The sequence below is a fragment of the Nonomuraea sp. NPDC050383 genome (assembly GCF_044459125.1).
GTDB lineage: Bacteria > Actinomycetota > Actinomycetes > Streptosporangiales > Streptosporangiaceae > Nonomuraea.
In genome coordinates this window covers 44,633-61,107 of sequence record NZ_JBITIP010000012.1, presented here as the reverse complement: position 1 = coordinate 61,107, position 16,475 = coordinate 44,633, and the positions used below count along the sequence as shown (strand labels likewise).

16 protein-coding genes are annotated in these 16,475 nt (G+C 71.4%); 9 read left to right on the top strand and 7 right to left on the bottom strand.

What is annotated here, in order from left to right:
• Positions 1-68: 68 nt before the first annotated feature.
• Together ACIBG4_RS27670 and ACIBG4_RS27665 are read left to right on the top strand one after the other, a co-directional pair.
• A complete protein-coding gene (locus ACIBG4_RS27670; RefSeq protein ID WP_310710604.1) occupies positions 69-836 on the top strand; it encodes an SDR family NAD(P)-dependent oxidoreductase in 768 nt (255 codons plus the stop codon).
• Positions 837-939: 103 nt separating this feature from the next.
• A complete protein-coding gene (locus ACIBG4_RS27665) occupies positions 940-1,734 on the top strand; it encodes an alpha/beta fold hydrolase (RefSeq protein ID WP_397204292.1) in 795 nt (264 codons plus the stop codon).
• A 24-nt stretch (positions 1,735-1,758) separates the two neighbouring features.
• On the opposite strand, the gene ACIBG4_RS27660 is transcribed toward ACIBG4_RS27665, so the two are convergent.
• From ACIBG4_RS27660 to mce, 3 genes are all read right to left on the bottom strand, one after another.
• A complete protein-coding gene (locus ACIBG4_RS27660; RefSeq protein WP_397204291.1) occupies positions 1,759-3,048 on the bottom strand; it encodes an AI-2E family transporter in 1,290 nt (429 codons plus the stop codon).
• A gap of 133 nt (positions 3,049-3,181) precedes the next feature.
• Positions 3,182-4,468: a DivIVA domain-containing protein gene (locus ACIBG4_RS27655; RefSeq protein WP_397204289.1), complete on the bottom strand. Its 1,287-nt coding sequence runs from the start codon at positions 4,466-4,468 to the stop codon at positions 3,182-3,184.
• Between the two features lie 192 nt (positions 4,469-4,660).
• A complete protein-coding gene (mce, locus tag ACIBG4_RS27650; RefSeq protein ID WP_310710608.1) occupies positions 4,661-5,083 on the bottom strand; it encodes a methylmalonyl-CoA epimerase in 423 nt (140 codons plus the stop codon).
• Between the two features lie 84 nt (positions 5,084-5,167).
• Between mce and ACIBG4_RS27645 the strand changes: the two genes are divergently transcribed.
• On the top strand, positions 5,168-6,364 hold the full coding sequence (locus tag ACIBG4_RS27645; RefSeq protein ID WP_397204288.1) for an acetyl-CoA C-acetyltransferase: 1,197 nt from the start codon (positions 5,168-5,170) through the stop codon (positions 6,362-6,364).
• Positions 6,365-6,380: 16 nt separating this feature from the next.
• Here ACIBG4_RS27645 and ACIBG4_RS27640 read toward each other — a convergent pair whose 3' ends face one another.
• The 3 genes from ACIBG4_RS27640 to ACIBG4_RS27630 form a co-directional block, all read right to left on the bottom strand.
• Positions 6,381-6,512 carry a hypothetical protein gene (locus ACIBG4_RS27640; RefSeq protein WP_355437134.1) on the bottom strand — a complete coding sequence of 44 codons (132 nt, stop codon included), beginning with the start codon at positions 6,510-6,512 and terminating at the stop codon, positions 6,381-6,383.
• 146 nt (positions 6,513-6,658) lie between these two features.
• On the bottom strand, positions 6,659-7,330 hold the full coding sequence (locus tag ACIBG4_RS27635; protein ID WP_397204287.1) for a DUF4230 domain-containing protein: 672 nt from the start codon (positions 7,328-7,330) through the stop codon (positions 6,659-6,661).
• Positions 7,331-7,382: 52 nt separating this feature from the next.
• Positions 7,383-8,735: a hypothetical protein gene (locus tag ACIBG4_RS27630; protein WP_397204286.1), complete on the bottom strand. Its 1,353-nt coding sequence runs from the start codon at positions 8,733-8,735 to the stop codon at positions 7,383-7,385.
• 231 nt (positions 8,736-8,966) lie between these two features.
• Between ACIBG4_RS27630 and ACIBG4_RS27625 the strand changes: the two genes are divergently transcribed.
• The 5 genes from ACIBG4_RS27625 to ACIBG4_RS27605 all read left to right on the top strand — a co-directional run bounded on the left by ACIBG4_RS27625 (position 8,967) and on the right by ACIBG4_RS27605 (position 13,921).
• Positions 8,967-9,479 carry a MarR family transcriptional regulator gene (locus ACIBG4_RS27625; RefSeq protein ID WP_310710613.1) on the top strand — a complete coding sequence of 171 codons (513 nt, stop codon included), beginning with the start codon at positions 8,967-8,969 and terminating at the stop codon, positions 9,477-9,479.
• Positions 9,480-9,575: 96 nt separating this feature from the next.
• Entirely contained in the window at positions 9,576-10,517 is a 942-nt protein-coding gene (locus ACIBG4_RS27620; RefSeq protein ID WP_397204285.1) for a tetratricopeptide repeat protein, read from the top strand.
• 26 nt (positions 10,518-10,543) lie between these two features.
• Entirely contained in the window at positions 10,544-11,173 is a 630-nt protein-coding gene (locus tag ACIBG4_RS27615; protein WP_310710615.1) for a cytidylate kinase-like family protein, read from the top strand.
• A 122-nt stretch (positions 11,174-11,295) separates the two neighbouring features.
• On the top strand, positions 11,296-12,705 hold the full coding sequence (locus ACIBG4_RS27610) for an NAD-dependent malic enzyme (protein WP_310710616.1): 1,410 nt from the start codon (positions 11,296-11,298) through the stop codon (positions 12,703-12,705).
• A gap of 637 nt (positions 12,706-13,342) precedes the next feature.
• Complete coding sequence (locus ACIBG4_RS27605) at positions 13,343-13,921, top strand: YqgE/AlgH family protein (RefSeq protein WP_355437143.1); 579 nt, start codon at positions 13,343-13,345, stop codon at positions 13,919-13,921.
• Positions 13,922-13,925: 4 nt separating this feature from the next.
• Here ACIBG4_RS27605 and ACIBG4_RS27600 read toward each other — a convergent pair whose 3' ends face one another.
• Complete coding sequence (locus ACIBG4_RS27600; RefSeq protein WP_397204284.1) at positions 13,926-14,618, bottom strand: TetR/AcrR family transcriptional regulator; 693 nt, start codon at positions 14,616-14,618, stop codon at positions 13,926-13,928.
• 156 nt (positions 14,619-14,774) lie between these two features.
• On the opposite strand from ACIBG4_RS27600, the gene ACIBG4_RS27595 reads away from it, so the two are divergent.
• The gene (locus tag ACIBG4_RS27595) at positions 14,775-16,385 is read left to right on the top strand and encodes an MFS transporter (RefSeq protein ID WP_310710619.1); all 1,611 of its coding nucleotides are present in this window, start codon (positions 14,775-14,777) and stop codon (positions 16,383-16,385) included.
• Positions 16,386-16,475: the final 90 nt, after the last annotated feature.

Genomic DNA, 16,475 nt, shown 5'->3' with positions numbered 1-16,475 from the left:
CGCGCCGGTGGCGTTCCCGGGCGCCGAGTCCATAGAATCTTATTCGGTTTCGATTTCGAGGAGGCGGCGTGGGCGCGTTCGATCTCACTGGCAAGCAGGCTCTGGTCACCGGGGCGTCGAAAGGCATCGGACGGGCCATCGCGCTCGCCTACGCCGAGGCGGGAGCGGACGTGGCCCTCGTGTCCCGCTCGGCCGACTCCCTGTCCGAGGTCGCCAAGGAGGTCGAGGCCCGTGGCCGGCGTGCCCTGGTGATCCCCGCCGACCTCACGGACCGCGAGGCCGCCGCGGACGCCGTACGGCAGGCCGTCGAGGGACTCGGGCACGTCGACATCGTCGTCAACAACGCGGGCGGCTCGAACTTCATGGTCGAGTTCAAGGACCTGCGGCTGTCCGGGTGGGACAAGCTCATGCGGCTCAATCTCGACTCGGCCATGGTCGTCTGCCACACGATCGCCCCGCACCTGCTTGAACGCGGCAGCGGCTCGGTGATCAACGTCGCGTCGGTGGCCGCGCTCGGCGCCCCCTTCCTCGCCGGGTACGCGGCGGCGAAGGCCGGCCTGGTGGCGCTCACCAGGACGCTGGCGGTCGAGTGGGCGCAGTCGGGCGTCCGGGTCAACGCCCTGTGCCCCGGCTGGACGGCCACCGAGCTCAACCGCAACCTGTGGGAGGACGAGGCGGCGAGCCGCGCCACGGTCGGCGGGGTTCCGATGCGCCGCTGGGGGACGCCGGAGGAGATGGCGCATCCGGCGGTGTTCCTGGCCGGGGACGCGTCGGCGTACGTGACGGGCCAGGTGCTCTTCGTGGACGGAGGGTCCACGGCCATCGGCGCGAGCTGACCTGTCGTTTTCCGGTAGACGGGGGGAAACGGTCGTCTATAACCGGGTATATCGGTATGCGACGTGAAGTGATTGTCCGAGGGAACCGGTCTACCGTGTGATCGTGCAGCTCTACACGAGATCAGCGGGAACCGGCCTGCCGGTCGTACTGCTCCACGCCTTCCCCCTCTCCTCCGCCATGTGGCTGGCGCAGCGCGAAGGGCTGGCGGCCACCTGCCGCGTCATCACGCCTGACCTGCGCGGCTTCGGGGGATCGCGGCTGGGCGAGGACGAGCCCTCCGTGGACGCGATGGCCGACGACGTGGCCGCGCTGCTCGACCAGGAGGGCATCGACCAGGCGGTGGTCGGCGGCCTGTCGATGGGCGGGTACGTGACGATGGCCTTCTGCCGGCGTCACCCCGACCGGGTCCTCGGCGTCGTCCTGGCCGACACCAAGGCCGGCCCCGACCCGCAGCCGGCCCGCGACAACCGCGAGCGCATCGCCCAGGCGGTGCTGTCCGGCGGCACCGACGTGCTCCTCACCGACGTGCTCCCCGCGCTTATGGGGCCGACCACCAAGGAGCGGCGGGCCATGGTCGTGGGCCGGGTCAAGGGCCTGGTCCAGTCCGCGCCGCCCGGGGCGGTGGCCTGGGCGCAGCGCGCCATGGCGGCCCGCCCCGACTCCGTCGCCACCCTGGCCGCCCTCAAGGTGCCGCTGCTCGTCATCGTGGGGGAGGAGGACGAGCTGGCGCCGCCCGCCGAGGCCGAGGCCATGGTCCGCGCCGCGCCGCACGGACGGCTGGAGGTCATCCCGAAGGCCGGTCACCTGAGCGCGGTCGAGCAGCCCGAGGCGTTCAACGCGGCGGTCACCGAGTTCCTCACGACCGAGCTCGGCGAGGCGGCACGATCGCCCCGATGATCAAAGCCGGGCCTGACGGGATGATCAGGCCTCGGCTTGGCGAGGCAGGACGATCTCCCGGATGATCAGCGCGATGGCGGCGGCGACCGGGATGGCCAGCAGCGCGCCGACGATGCCGAGCAGTGCGCCGCCGACCAGCGCGGCGATCACCGTCACCGCGGGCGTCACGTCCACCGAGCGCTTCATCACCCGCGGGTAGACGAGGTAGTTCTCGATCTGCTGGTACACGACGAAGAAGATCGCGCACGCGATGCCCAGGGGCAGCGACTGGAGCAGCGCCACCGCGGAGACCAGCACCGCGCCGATGGTGGCGCCCACCAGCGGGATCAGGTCCGTCAGCGCCACCACCAGCGCCAGCGCCAGCGCGTACCTGACGCCGAGGATCGACAGGAAGATCCACGTCAGCGCGCCCGCGATGATCGAGATGATCACGTTGCCCGCGACGTAGCCGCCGATGCCGGCCAGGATCTGCTCCGACAGCGCCGCCGTCCGCTCCCGCCGCGAGGCCGGCACGAGCCTGAGCAGGTACGCCTTGATCGTGTGCAGCGAGCCGAGGAAGTACAGCATCAGCACGAGCAGCGTCACCGTGGTGAACACTCCGTCGAGCACCACCAGCCCCGCCCCGACGACGCCGCTGGCCAGCCACGGGCCGACCGTGCCGGTGACGAACTGGGCCAGCTTCGGCAGGATCTGGTAGTCGGCGTCGAGCCGGCGCAGGGTCGGATGGTTGCTCAGCTCGCTCACGTAGCCGGGCACCGCCGCGACGAAGTCGGCCAGCTCCTTGCTCACCGGCGGCACCACGGCCAGCCCGAACAGCACGAAGCCCACGATGACGCCGGCGAACACGATCGAGATCGCGCCCCGCCGGGCCAGGCCGCGCCGCTGCAACGCCTCGACGGCCGGGTTCAGCCCCACGGCCAGGAACATCGCCACCACGACGAGGACGATGACGCTGAGCGAGGCGACCACCATCTGCGCGATGGCGATCGCCGTCAGCACACCGAGCCCGCCGACCAGCCCGAACAGGAACGGCCCGCGAGCCAGCGGCTTGCCTGGCAGCCCGTACGCCGCCGAGCCCTCGGCCGACCGGCCTTCGGGCGACCGGCCTTCAGAGGCCGGGCCTTCGGCCGACCGGCCACCGGGTGGCGGGCCTTCGGCCGACCGGCCACCGGGTGGCGGGCCTTCGGCCGACCGGCCACCGGGTGGCGGGCCTTCGGCCGACCGGCCTTCGGGTGGCGGGGTGGTGGAGGCGGAGGACGGCGGCCGGTCGGCTGCCGGGTCCTGGGCGGCGTCGGACGCGACGTCTGCGGACAAGGAGGGCTCCTGGAGGTCGGGGGGCGGCGGACCAGGCGCCGGAGCCCGGAAGGGGCCGGCAACAGAAAGAGAGCCTAGCGACCACCCGGTCGCCAGGCTCTCTCAGCCGTCATTCACCCCCAGGTGATGCGGGCTACTCCTGCCACCACTCCGCGTCGTCCTCGGCCTTGGCCTCCTGCTTGGCGGCCGGGGCGGGCGCGAGCGGCTTGTCGCTGACCGGCGCCGACAGCGCGGGCTTCGGCGGGGCCGCCGTGACCGCGGGCTCGGGCTCCATGCCCGGCAGCGCGGCGCCGCCCAGCAGCTGGCGCAGCTGCGCCAGGTGGCTGGTGATGCTGTCGCGCTGGCGGGTGAGCTCGTCCACCTGACGCTGCATGGACGAGCGGGTGCGCTCGGCCTCGTTCTTGGCCTCGGTGACGATCGTCTCGGCGCTCGACTTCGCCTCGGACACGATCTGGTCGGCGTTCTTGCGGGAGTTGGCGACCAGCTGCTTGGCGTGCAGGTCGGCCTCGCGGCGGGTCTGCTCGGCCTGCTGGGTGGCCTTGGTGGCCCGGGACTCGGCCGTCGCGGCGCGCTGCTCGGCCTCGGCGACCAGCTTCTGCGTCGCGGCCTGCGCGGTGGAGTGGCGCTCCGCCTCCTGGCGCTCCGCCTCCTCACGCCGGGACGCGAGCTGGATCTCGAACTCCGCCTCGTCCTGCGCCCGCTTGGCCTCGGACTCCTCCAGGACCCGCTGCGCCTGCGCCCGCATCTCGTCGGCCTGCCGCTTGGCCGTGGTCAGCACCTCGTCACGCTCGCGCTTGGTCGAGGCCCGCAGCTGGGCCACCTCGCGCTCGGTGGTGGTGCGCAGCTTGGCGATCTCACGCTCGGCGTCGGCCCGCTTCTCGGCCACCTCGTGGTCGGCGGTGGCCCGCAGCTTGGCGACCTCGCGCTCGGTGGTGCTGGTCAGCTCGTCGGCCTCGCGGCGCGCGGTCGAGCGGATGTCCTCCGCCTCGCGCTCCGCGGTGGTGCGCATCTCGTCGCTCTCGCGGGTGGCCTGCGCGCGCTTCTCGGCCGCCTCCGCCTCGGCGGCCGCCCTCATGTCGGCGGCCTCGACCTTGGCCGCCGCCTTGATCTCGTTGGCCTCGGACCTCGCAGCCTGGACCAGCTCGGTGGCCTGCTCCTCGGCCAGCCGCAGCAACTGCTCGATGCGGGCGCCCAGACCGGAGTAGGTGGGGCGCTCCTGCTCCTGGAGCTGGCGCTGCGAGTCGGACAGGTCGCGCTGCAGGGTGGAGACCTGCTCCCGTGCCTGGCGCAACTCGCCGTCGAGCTGCTTCAGGTGATCATGAACCTGGTGACGGTCATAACCACGGAGGACCACGTCGAACTCGCGTGCGGGGGCGTCCTCGAAGAAGTTGTTGAGCTGGGCGTCGATGTCGGACTGCATGGAGGCTCGATCCTGGGTTGTCGAGACGGCTACACGGGCCGGACGGGGGGTTCGGGGCAGCCGAGCCGGGAGCCTGTGCCTCACGGCAGGCCCCATGTCCGGTGGAAGGCCAGAGTACTCCGCCGGTGCCGAGTCTGAAGCCCCGTCCAACTTTCTGCGCGACTAGTTACATATGAACGTTTTTTGCGTTTGTTACGACCTGGTCGCCTGGACCAACTCCGTCAGCATTCCTCCCACGTCCTTCGGATGCAGAAACGCGATCTGCGAGCCCATCGAGCCGTGCCGGGGCCGCTCGTCCAGGACACGTACGCCTTTCCCGCCGATTCTATCGATCGCCTCAACCACATCAGGCACCCCGAACGCCACATGATGCACACCCTCGCCGCGCTTCGCGAGGAACTTGCCGACGGGGGAGTCGGGCGACAGCGGCTCCAGGAGCTGGATGTAGGAGCCGCCGCCCTCGCCGTCGGCGATGTGCAGCATGGCCTCCTTGACCCCCTGCTCCTCGTTCACCTCCCGCGCGACGACGCTGAGCTCGAACGTCTCGGAGAAGAGCGCGATCTTCTCCTCCAGGTCGTGACAGGCGATCCCGATGTGGTCGATCCGCATGAACATGTGTGGTCAGCCTCCATAGCCGTCGAGCGTGCACCCGTGGGTATGGTGTCAAAGAACCCCTTGCCCGCACAGGAGGCCGTCGCCATGTCTGGTTCCGTCATCGTCGCCGGAGCGCGCACCCCGATCGGCAGGCTCCTCGGGGCGCTGTCCGGGCTGCAGGCCGTGGAGCTGGGAGGCATCGCCATCAAGGCCGCGCTGGAGCGCGCCGGCGTGGCGCCCGGGGACGTCGAGTACGTCATCATGGGCCAGGTCCTCCAGGCCGGCGCCGGGCAGATCCCCTCCCGCCAGGCCGCCGTCCGGGCCGGCATCCCCATGACCGTCCCCTCGGTCACCATCAACAAGGTGTGCCTGTCCGGCCTCGACGCCATCGCGCTGGCCGACCAGCTCATCCGCGCGGGCGAGTTCGACATCGTCGTCGCGGGCGGCATGGAGTCGATGAGCAACGCCCCCCACCTGCTGCCGGGGCTGCGCAGGGGCGTCAAGTACGGCGGCTCCGAGATCGTCGACTCGATGGCCCACGACGGCCTGTTCTGCGCGTTCGACCAGTGCGCGATGGGCGAGTCCACCGAGCGCTACAACGCCCGCCTCGGCATCGGCCGCGAGGAGCAGGACTCCCTGTCGGCCCGCTCGCACCAGCTCGCCGCCGCGGCCGTCAAGAACGGCGTCCTCGAGGACGAGATCGTGCCCGTCGAGGTCCCGCAGCGGCGCGGCGAGCCGCTGGTCGTCAAGGACGACGAGGGCGTGCGCGGCGACACCACGGTGGAGACGCTGGCCAAGCTGCGCCCGGCGTTCGCGGCCGACGGCACGATCACCGCTGGCTCGTCCTCGCAGATCTCCGACGGCGCCTGCGCGGTCGTCGTCATGTCGCGCGCCAAGGCCGAGGAGCTGGGCCTGCCGTGGCTGGCGGAGATCGGCCGGCACGGCAACGTCGCCGGTCCCGACGCCTCGCTCCAGTCCCAGCCGGCCAACGCCATCAAGCAGGCCCTGCTCAAGCAGGACCTCACGGTCGCCGACCTGGACCTGGTCGAGATCAACGAGGCGTTCGCCAGCGTGGTGCTCCAGTCGGCCAAGGAGCTGGACCTGCCGCTGGACAAGGTCAACGTCAACGGCGGCGGCATCGCGCTGGGCCATCCCATCGGCGCCTCGGGGGCGCGCATCGTGCTCACCCTCGCCCACGAGCTGCGCCGGCGCGGCGGCGGGCTGGGCGCGGCCGGCCTGTGCGGCGGAGGCGGCCAGGGCGACGCCCTGATCATCCGCGTCCCGTCCCCGGACGAGAGCTAACAGTCGTGGGAGAGGGTCACGAGAACAGCTTGGAGATCAGCGACCGCCGGCGGCCGCTCACCTGACGGGCGAGGCGGTGGTCGTCGGCGACGCGCCGCAGCTCCTCCGCGCGGTTCTTCATGACGAGGTACTCGAGTTCGGCGTGCATCAGTCCGGCTCCCGGATCTTGAGGTGCTTGTTGCCTGCACTCTCAAGACTCGCCCTAAGGCCCGTCCGCCCACATCGGGCGGATGCCTTATCCCTGGACACCCATGGACGGACGGGCACGGCCTGAGGTACCTAGGGGTGCCTAGGTCACGGCTCGTCGCTGAACTTCACCGTCACCTTGGTGAACCCGAGCGACTTCAGCAGCCCCTCCAGCATGGCCTTGGTGTTGGTGTCGGCCCGCCTGCGCAGGTCGCTGGCGGCCGCCGCCTCGGCGATCTTCTTCTCGGCCAGCACGTACACCTCCCTCTGGTCGCCCGGCGAGGACGACAGGAAGTCCTGCACCCGGTCGAGCAGCCCGCGCTGCTGCGCGAAGACGTACGAGCGGCTGTTGTCCAGGTTGGGCTTCTCCAACTGGGAGCGCGGCAGGCGGATCGTGACCTGGGTCCGGTCCGGCGACACCGTCACGGCGTCGGCCGCGAGCCCCGAGAAGTCCACGTACGCGTCGACGCCGCCCGCTCCCACGAACAGTGTCCGGGTGCCCTTGACGGCGTCGGGCAGGAAGTTGGCGTCCTTCTCCAGGTCGACCACGACCTGGAAGCTGCCGGTCGCGGCCTCGAAGCGGCTCAGGTCCTTGATGGACTGGAGCAGGACGGGCTGGCTGCGGTCGATGTTCCGCTCGCCGGTGGGGTCCAGCCAGGTCCACGCCAGCCGGCCGCCGACCACGAGCAGGACCGCGAGGACCAGCAGGCCGGCCACGTATCGCCACCTGCGGCGCCGCCCCGGTGAGACCGTGGCGGGCGCCGTACGGGATGTCGTCATACGGTGTTGACTACCCGGACGTGGATCATCATTGCCAGCGGTTTGGTGACATCTACGGTCTCCAGTCGGTCACGGGCGCGTCGCCCGCGTCCGGATAGACCGGATACACCTGCTGGGGGGAGCCCGCGGTCGTGGCCACCCGGGCCGCCCCCGACCGGCCCCGCGGCGTCTCGGCGGGGCCGCCGCCGAAGTGGGTGCTCGACAGCCTGCACGACTGGAAGTCGCTGAAGAACATGCGCAGCCACTCGCGCCGCTGGTGCTCGCTCAGCCCGGAGAACCACGCCGCCGCGTACTCGTGCTCCGGCAGCGGCCCTCCGGGCAGCGGCTCGCCCCGCAGCCACGCCATCACGATCTCCCGGTAGCCGTCGGCCGGGGTGCCGGTGCACTTGGCCGCCAGCGACTCGACGTACTCGTACGACGCCTCGTCCGCGAAGCCCGCCGACAGGTCGCGCACGTGGATGGGCGCCAGTCCGGGCACCGGCCTCAGCTCGTCCTCCAGCGGCCGCTGCTCGACCCGCGTGAACGCCGCCGGGGTGCCCGCCAGCCGCGAAGCGATCTTGGTGAAGGCCGCCCCCAGCTCGGTCAGGCCCGCCCGCATGGCCGGATGGAGGCAGACGGTGATCGGCCACTCCTGACAGGAGTAGGCGATGTCCTGCGCGGCGGCCGGCTTAGGCGCGCCCAGCAGCCGCGCCACCCCGGTGCCGGCCGCGAGCACGGCCAGCAGCGCGCAGGCCAGCACCAGCGCCTGCCGGGTCACCATCGCGGCCCAGCCGAGCAGCAGCGCCGTCGTGATGCCGAGCAGCCAGATCGTCTGGTCGAGGAACGCCGCGCCGCCGCTCATCTGGAACAGGTCGTACGGCCGGCCGGCGCCCGGAGTGAGCCGGTCGGTCCAGCCACCGCCGGCGGCGAGCCGGTTGAACAGCAGGTAGCAGCCCAGTCCCGCCAGCGGCGGCGTGATCGCCACGGGCGCGAACCAGCCCGCGACCCACCCGATCACCGAGTAGAGCGCCAGCCCGGCCATGCCCACGCCCAGCCCCGGCAGGCCGAGCGGCCCGGCCTGCTCGGTGAGGACCGTCTTGACCGCCAGCACCAGCACCGTCGCGGCGAACGACCCGAGCACCACCACCACGATCGCCAGCGGCGCCTTGAGCGCCCGCCACGCGCCGATCGTCCGGCCGCGCAGCGCCTTCCGCTTGCGCAGCGCCACCCAGGCGGCGAAACCGGCCGCCACGGGCCCGGTCAGCCGGAGCGAGCCGATGACCGCGGCCACGATGTTCTCCCACGCGTCCACGCCAGGGATCAGGACGCTCCATGCCGCGGCCAGACCGAGCGCCATGAGCACGGCGACGGTGACGGCCGCGCTCTGTTTCAGTTCCTCACGTGTGACGCCCGCGTGCTCACGCACGCGATCTCCCCTTGAAGTCCATCAAGCACCCCCCGTGCCCCGTAGGCGAACGCGGAACGTCAGCAGTCCGGCAGGTCCCCACCGCCGATGGACTTGGTGTCCGCGTCACCGTTTGATGCGAGAACCATAACTGAGCGTGATGATTGACGTCCGGATTCTTGGCCAAGCAGTGAATGCGATAGCTCAGAGTAACCAGACGAATGGGGACGAGCGGCGCGCTACCGTAGCGCTGTGTCGCAGCCGAAGCCGCTCAACCTGCCGTTCGATCCCATCGAACGCGCCGCGCAGACCTGGCGTGTTCACTTCGGACCCTCTTCCGCCATGGCCGCCGTCACTTCGATCATGAGAGCGCACCAGATCCTCCTGTCGCAACTTGACTCGCTCCTGAAGCCGTACGACTTGACCTTCGCGAGGTACGAGGCGCTGGTGCTCTTGACCTTCAGCAGGACGGGGGCGCTCCCGCTGTGGAAGATCGGAGAGCGTCTCATGGTGCATCCGACCAGCGTCACGAACACCGTTGACCGGCTCGAGAGGTCCGGACTGGTCAGCCGCATGCGCAACCCCAAGGACGGCCGCGGCGTGCTGGCGGAGATCACCGACGCGGGCCGCGACGTCGTGCGCCGCGCCACGGCCGACCTGATGGCGGGCGACTTCGGCCTGTCCATGTACGGGGAGGACGAGCTGCACGCCATGTTCGACCAGTTGCGCACGCTCCGGGTGGCCGCGGGCGACTTCGGGGAGTGATCGGCGGTGCGGGCGCGCGGCGTCCGGATTCGGCCCGTGGCGGACGGCGGCCCTCGCTGGCGTCCCCGCGTCGTGGCATGCGGCAAGATGAGGAGCATGGCGGACTTCTCTAGGCCCGGGTCGCTCTACGGAGCGGTGGACCTGGGCGCGCGCAAGCAGGCTCTGGACGCGCAGGCCCGGCGGGAGACCGCGGGCCCGCAGGCGGCCTCCTCGGCCTCGATCGTCGACGTGACCGAGGAGACCTTCACGACCGACGTCATCGACCGCTCGATGAGCGTGCCCGTCGTGCTCGACCTGTGGTCGCCGCGGGCGCCGGGCAGCGCCCAGCTGAGTCCCGTGCTGGAGAAGGTGGTCGGGTCCATGGGCGGCCGGGCCGTCCTGGCCAGGGTCAACGTCGACGCCAGCCCGCAGATCGCGCAGGCGCTGCGCGTGCAGGCGGTGCCGACCGTGCTCGCCGTCTTCCAGGGGCAGGCGGTGACCGGCTTCCAGCAGGTGCTGCCCGAGCAGGAGGTGCGCCGCTGGCTCGACGAGCTGATGGGCGCGGTCGAGCAGTTCTACGAGGCCAACCCCGACGCCAGGCCGGCCCAGGTCGACGGCGACGGCGAGCAGGCGCCCGAGGCGCCTCCGGCCGACCCCGACCTGCTGGCCGCCGAGCAGGCCATCGAGCAGGGCGACCTCGACGCGGCCGAGACCGCCTACGAGCGGCTGCTGGCCCGCGTGCCCAGCGACGAGGACGCCAAGATGGGCCTGGCGGGCGTCCGGCTGATCAAGCGCACCACCGGCGCCGACCCGGCCGACGTGCAGCGGCGGCTGGCCGACCCGGCCGACATCGACGCCCACCTGCTCGCCGCCGACATGGAGATGCTGTCCGGCTCGGTCGACGAGGCGTTCGCCCGCGTCGTGGCCGTCGTCAAGCGCACCTCCGGCGACGAGCGCGACAGGGCGCGGCGCCACCTGCTCGGCCTGTTCGAGACGCTCCCGGCCGAGGACCCGTCCCTGGCCAAAGCGCGCAGGGCCCTGGCCAACGCGCTGTTCTGACCTTCGCGCTGTTCTAACCTGAGGGTGTGCGGGTCGTCACCATCTCGGCGACGTACGGCACGGCGGGCGGCCACATCGGCCCCGCCGTGGCCGAGTGCCTCGGCGTGCCGTTCGTCGACCGGGCGATCCCCGGCGCCGTGGCCGAGGAGCTCGGCTGCACCCTGGAGGAGGCGCTGGCCCACGACGACCGCGCCGCGCACGGCCTGGCCAGGCTGTTGGCCGGGGCGATGCGGCTGCCCACGGTGACCTTCGGCGGCGTGGACGTGTACATGGCGGGCGCCATGCCCCTGGCTCCCGAGGAGTTCGTCCGGCGCACCGAGCAGGTGCTCCAGGAGATGGCCCGCGCCCAGGGCGGCGTCTTCCTGGGCCGGGCCGGCGCGATCGTGCTCGCCGACCATCCCGGCGCCCTGCACGTGCGGCTCGACGCGCCGTTGCGGCGACGGGTGCTCCAGACGGCCACGCTGAGGGACCTCAACGAGCGCGAGGCCCTCAAGATGATCGAGCGCAACGACCGCGCCCGCACCGCCTACGTGCGCCACTTCTACCGGGCCGACGCGGCCGACCCGAGCCTCTACCACCTCGTGATCGACAGCACGAGCATCCCCGTGCCGGCCTGTGTCGACCTGATCGTCACGGCGGCCGAAGCGCTGTCCTGACGGCGCTCTCCCACCGGTGACGACGGGCTCCGCACACCCGTGACGACGGCCGGGGCGTCGGCCTGACCGTGTTCCCCCTACCATAGGAGAACTTCTTGGTCAGGCCCGAAGGAGCGATTGACGTGGCGACCGTCCCGAGTGTGTCGTACTCCATCACTGTGCGGCTGGAGGTGCCGGCAGGCGGCAAGGCCGTCAGCCAGCTCACCCACGCCGTAGAGTCGGCGGGCGGCGTGGTCACCGCCCTCGACGTCACCAACGCGGGCCACGAGAAGCTCCGCATCGACGTCACCTGCGCGGCGCGCGACACCGACCACGCCCAGGCCATCGTCGACCAGCTGGAGGCCGTCGAGGGCGTCGTCATCCACAAGGTCTCCGACCGGACCTTCCTCATGCACCTCGGCGGCAAGATCGAGATGGTGTCGAAGGTGCCGCTGCGCAACCGCGACGAGCTGTCCATGGCGTACACGCCGGGCGTGGCTCGGGTCTCGCTGGCGATCGCCCGCAACAAGGAGGACGCGCGCCGGCTGACCATCAAGCGCAACACGGTCGCGGTCGTCACGGACGGCTCGGCGGTGCTGGGCCTCGGCAACATCGGCCCGGAGGCGGCGCTGCCGGTCATGGAGGGCAAGGCGGCGCTGTTCAAACGCTTCGCCGGCATCGACGCCTGGCCGCTCTGCCTCGACACGCAGGACGTCGACGAGATCGTCCGGACCGTGCAGCTCATCGCGCCCGGCTTCGGCGGCATCAACCTGGAGGACATCTCGGCGCCGCGCTGCTTCGAGGTGGAGCGGCGGCTGCGCGAGCTGCTCGACATCCCGGTCTTCCACGACGACCAGCACGGCACGGCCATCTGCGTGCTCGCCGCGCTCACCAACGCGCTGCGCGTGGTGGGCAAGTCCATCGAGGACGTGCGGATCACCATGGCGGGGGCCGGCGCGGCCGGCAACGCGGTGCTGCGGCTGCTGCTCGCGGCCGGCGCCCGCAACGTCGTGGTCTGCGACTACCTCGGCGCCGTCCACAAGGGCCGCGACGACCTCGACGAGTCGCTGAGGTGGATCGCCGAGCACACCAACGCCGAGGGTTACTCCGGCGACCTGCGCGGCGCGGTCAAGGACGCGGACGTGTTCGTGGGGGTGTCGGCGCCGGGCATCCTGACGGGCGACGACGTCGCCACGATGGCGCGCGACGCGGTGGTCTTCGCCCTGGCCAACCCGGAGCCGGAGGTGTCGCCGGACGACGCCCGCGAGCACGCGGCCGTGGTGGCGACGGGCCGTTCCGACTACCCCAACCAGATCAACAACGTGCTGGCCTTCCCGGGCGTCTTCCGGGGGCTGCTGGACGCGCAGGCCACGGAGGTGTCGACGCAGATGCTGCTGGCCGCCGCCGGGGCGCTGGCCGCCGTCGTGACGCCCGAGGAGCTGGGTCCCAACTACATCATCCCGAGCGTGTTCCACCCGGACGTGGCGGGCGCGGTCGCGGCGGCGGTCCGCGAGTCCGCCGGCGGCCGCGCGCGCGGCTTCACCGAGGCATAGAGGCGATCGTCTTTCACGGCACAGCCTGGCAGGCCCCGGTCGCCGTACGGGGCTGGGGGCCTCCAGGGAGACGGCCGCTGACCGGACGGGGGCGCGCCGCCGTAACGCCGCCCTTTGCCCGGGCCTTCCGTGACCGCTGCCCGTCACCCGCGCCCGGTTGTCGCCCGCGCCGTCACCCGTGCCAGGGCGGACATGGCCGCGTCCGGAGAAGCGCGGCGCCTCGGACACCCGCATGTCGCCACCCGCGCGCCCCGCTCCCGGCCACGCCCGCGGCCCCTGCGGCCGACCGACTCGGCGCCCCGGTGAGCGGCAGGCGTTGTGCGGCGTTCTGCGCCATGCGGCTCGGGGTGCTCGGTCCTCTTGTGGTGTGGGACGGCGAGGGCGAGGTCGTCAGGGTCCCCGAGGTGAAGGTCCGGGGCGCTGCCGGCCGACCTGGGGCGCCATCACGAGGCGGTCGGGCAGGTCCAGGGCGCCGAGCAGGGCGGGTTCGAGCAGCCGGGACCCGGTCTCCGCCGTGCCGCCGTTCGCGTGGTTTCAGACGCGGACGCCCCGCACGTCGCGTGTTCGTGGAGCCGCAAAACGTCACAACGCCGGACCAGGGGAGCGAGATACGCGGGTGACCCTTCATGATGGATGTATGGCGGAAGCGATCTACGTCGGCGGTCTGTTGGTGGCGACGCCGCTTCTCGATGACCCCAACTTCCGGCGTAGCGTCGTGCTGATCCTCGAACACGACAGCGAGGGCGGCACCCTGGGTGTGGTGCTCAACCGGCCGAGCGAGATCTCCGTGACCCAGGTGCTGCCCGTGTGGGACCCCCTGGTGACGGGGCCGCCGGTGCTGTTCGAGGGCGGCCCGGTGCAGACCGACAGCGCGCTGGCCCTCGCCGCGGTCCCCAGCGGCGAGGAGCCCCTGGGATGGCGCCGCCTCCACGCGGGGACGCCGTCCGTCTCGCGGCTCGGCACCGTCGACCTGGACGCGCCGCCCGAGATCCTCCAGGGCGAGATCTCGCAGATGCGGATCTTCGCCGGGTACGCAGGGTGGACGTCCGGCCAGTTGGAGAGCGAGATCGCCGAGGGGGCGTGGTACGTCGTCGACTCGGAGGCCGGCGACACCTTCCACACCGACCCGCGCTCGCTCTGGCGCCACGTGCTGCGGCGGCAGCGCGGCGAGCTGGCGTTCGTGGCCAACTGCCCGGACGACCCGACGATGAACTGACCTGCTAGGCGTCCCCGGACCCGGGGCGACCCGCCGCATCCGCCGCATCCGCCCCATCCTCCGGAGCTGCCGGAGCCGCCGGATCGCCCGTGTCCCAGCCGGGGCGCATCATGCTCTCCACGAGCTCCAGCGTCTCCTCCATCTGCTGGACGACCTGCGACAGCTCGGGCCGCCGGCCCGGCGGGCACTCGAACCCGACCCGCAGCGACGACATGGCGATGGCCACGACCAGGTGCGACACCCGGTCCGTGGTCACGTCGGCGCCCCGGCGCGCGGCGATCTCGGCGGCCAGGTGCCGCTCCGTCTCGGCGCCCCTGGCCACGGTCAGGCCGACCAGGTGCGGGTGGTCGTCCAGCAGCCTGCGCAGCTTGAGGAATCTCTGGGCGTCCTCGGGAGTTGAGTCCTGCATGTCGCGCAGCACGGCGCGCAGCGCGTGCGTCATGGAGGCGAACGGGGGCTCTCCGGCCGGCCGGGAACGCAGGGTTTCCAGCATGACCTCCTCGCCGTGCTCGTGGAACCAGAAGGCGACGGCGTCCTTGCTGGTGAAGTAGCGGAAGAAGGTCCGGGGCGAGATGTCGACCGACCCCGCGATCTGCTCCACCGTGGTGGAGTCGTACCCTTGTTCGAGGAAGAGGTCCAGCGCGGCGTCCAGGATCGCCAGGCGCGTCTTCTCCTTCTTGCGTTCCCGCAGACCCATGCACGTCACTCCCTCGACATCTTCGTGTCACATTGTGTCATAAGTCGCGGCCTGACTTTTTTAAACGGTTTGTGATCTTTCATCGACTGACATAGATTACCCGAGGCTAAAGAGATCTATGTCCCGGCGTGGGACACATGTGTTTGAGGGGGTTTCATGGCGCACACGAAGGCGGTTGACGCGCCGCCGGCACCGGAGTCCGGTGCCACGGGGGCGGGGAGCAATCCATGGCTCGTGCTGCTGGCGGTCAGCCTCGGCGTCATCATGGTGATGCTCGACGGGACCGTGGTCGGCATCGCCAACCCGGTCATCCAGCACGATCTGGGTGCCTCGCTGTCCGACCTGCAGTGGGTCACCAGCGGCTACCTGCTGGCTCTGGCGGTCTTCCTGATCACGGCCGGCAAGCTCGGTGACCTGTTCGGCCACAAGCGGGTGTTCCTCATCGGCGTGGCCGGGTTCGCGCTCTCGTCGGTCGGCATCGGCCTCAGCCAGGAGCTGGCCGACGTCGTCCCGGGCCTGTCCCCGGTGGGCGCCCTGATCGGCCTGCGCGTGCTGCAGGGCCTGTTCGGCGCGCTGCTCCAGCCGGCCGCGCTGGCGCTGCTGCGCGGGGCCTTCCCCGGCGAGAAGCTCAACCAGGCGATGGGTGCCTGGGGCGCCATCATCGGCCTGTCCAGCGCCGCCGGTCCGATCGTGGGCGGCGTGCTGGTCGAGAAGGTCAGCTGGGAGTCGGTGTTCTTCATCAACGCGCCGGTCGGCATCGTGGCGCTGCTGATGGGCCTGCTCCTCATCAAGGAGAACCGCTCGCAGACGCTCGCCCGCATCGACTGGCTCGGCGTGGTGCTGCTGTCCGGAGCGATGTTCGCCCTCGTCTGGTCGATCATCAAGGCCCCCGAGTGGGGCTGGGGCGACACCAAGACCATCGGCTTCCTCGTCGGCTTCGCCGTGCTGGTCGCCGGGTTCATCTTCTGGCAGAGCAAGGCCAAGCAGCCGCTGGTTCCGCTCTCCCTGTTCCGCAACGTGTCGATCTCGATCGGCACCGTGCTCATGATGATGGTCGCGTTCGCCATGTTCGGCGCGATGTTCTTCCTGGGCTTCTTCTTCCAGGGCGTGCACGGCCTCAGCCCGCTCGACGCCGGCCTGCGCATGCTTCCGATGAGCGCCGGCATGATCGTCGCCTCGCCGCTGGCCGGCATGCTCATCGGCCGGCTCGGCGCGAAGATCACGATGGCCATCGGCCTGGTGATCACCGCGTCGGCGATGTTCCTCATGTCGCAGCTCAGCATCGACGCCTCGTTCATCGAGAGCGGCATCCCGTTCGTCCTGCTGGCCTTCGGCCTGTCGCCGGTCTTCGTCGGCGCCACGGAGATCATCGTGGGCAACGCCCCGATCGAGCTCAGCGGCGTCGCGGGCGGTCTGCAGCAGTCGGCCATGCAGGTGGGTGGCGCGCTCGGCACCGCCATCCTGGGCGCCGTCATGGCCGCCGAGATCTCCAGCAAGCTGCCCGGCTACCTCGGCCCGGCCGCCCAGAAGATCCCGGCCGAGCAGATGTCGCTGCTGGAGAAGGCCGCCGCGTTCGGCGGGCTCCCGCCGGGCACGCCCGCGCAGTTGCAGCAGACGCTCGGGCCGGCCATCCACAACGCGTTCATGGACGGCATGCACCTGGCGTTCCTCGTGAGCACCGGCGTCGCGCTGCTGACGGCGGCCCTCACGCTGTTCGTCAAGGCGGGCCGCAAGTCCGAGCCGGGCGCGCCGGTCCACGTGGGCTGACGACGTCCCCGCCTGTCCCGTACGGCCCCCGCCAGGAGAACGGCTCCTGGCGGGGGCCGTACGGCTGCCCGGTGCAGGAGGACGCGGGGC

Excerpts from the sequence above, each read along its gene's own strand:
- ACIBG4_RS27655 (WP_397204289.1), bottom strand. The coding sequence starts at position 4,468 with ATGCAGTCCGACATCGACGCCCAGCTCAACAACTTCTTCGAGGACGCC.
- mce (WP_310710608.1), bottom strand. The coding sequence starts at position 5,083 with ATGTTCATGCGGATCGACCACATCGGGATCGCCTGTCACGACCTGGAG.
- ACIBG4_RS27645 (WP_397204288.1), top strand. The coding sequence starts at position 5,168 with ATGTCTGGTTCCGTCATCGTCGCCGGAGCGCGCACCCCGATCGGCAGG.
- ACIBG4_RS27640 (WP_355437134.1), bottom strand. The coding sequence starts at position 6,512 with ATGCACGCCGAACTCGAGTACCTCGTCATGAAGAACCGCGCGGAGGAG.
- ACIBG4_RS27635 (WP_397204287.1), bottom strand. The coding sequence starts at position 7,330 with ATGACGACATCCCGTACGGCGCCCGCCACGGTCTCACCGGGGCGGCGC.
- ACIBG4_RS27620 (WP_397204285.1), top strand. The coding sequence starts at position 9,576 with ATGGCGGACTTCTCTAGGCCCGGGTCGCTCTACGGAGCGGTGGACCTG.
- ACIBG4_RS27605 (WP_355437143.1), top strand. The coding sequence starts at position 13,343 with ATGGCGGAAGCGATCTACGTCGGCGGTCTGTTGGTGGCGACGCCGCTT.
- ACIBG4_RS27600 (WP_397204284.1), bottom strand. The coding sequence starts at position 14,618 with ATGGGTCTGCGGGAACGCAAGAAGGAGAAGACGCGCCTGGCGATCCTG.
- ACIBG4_RS27595 (WP_310710619.1), top strand. The coding sequence starts at position 14,775 with ATGGCGCACACGAAGGCGGTTGACGCGCCGCCGGCACCGGAGTCCGGT.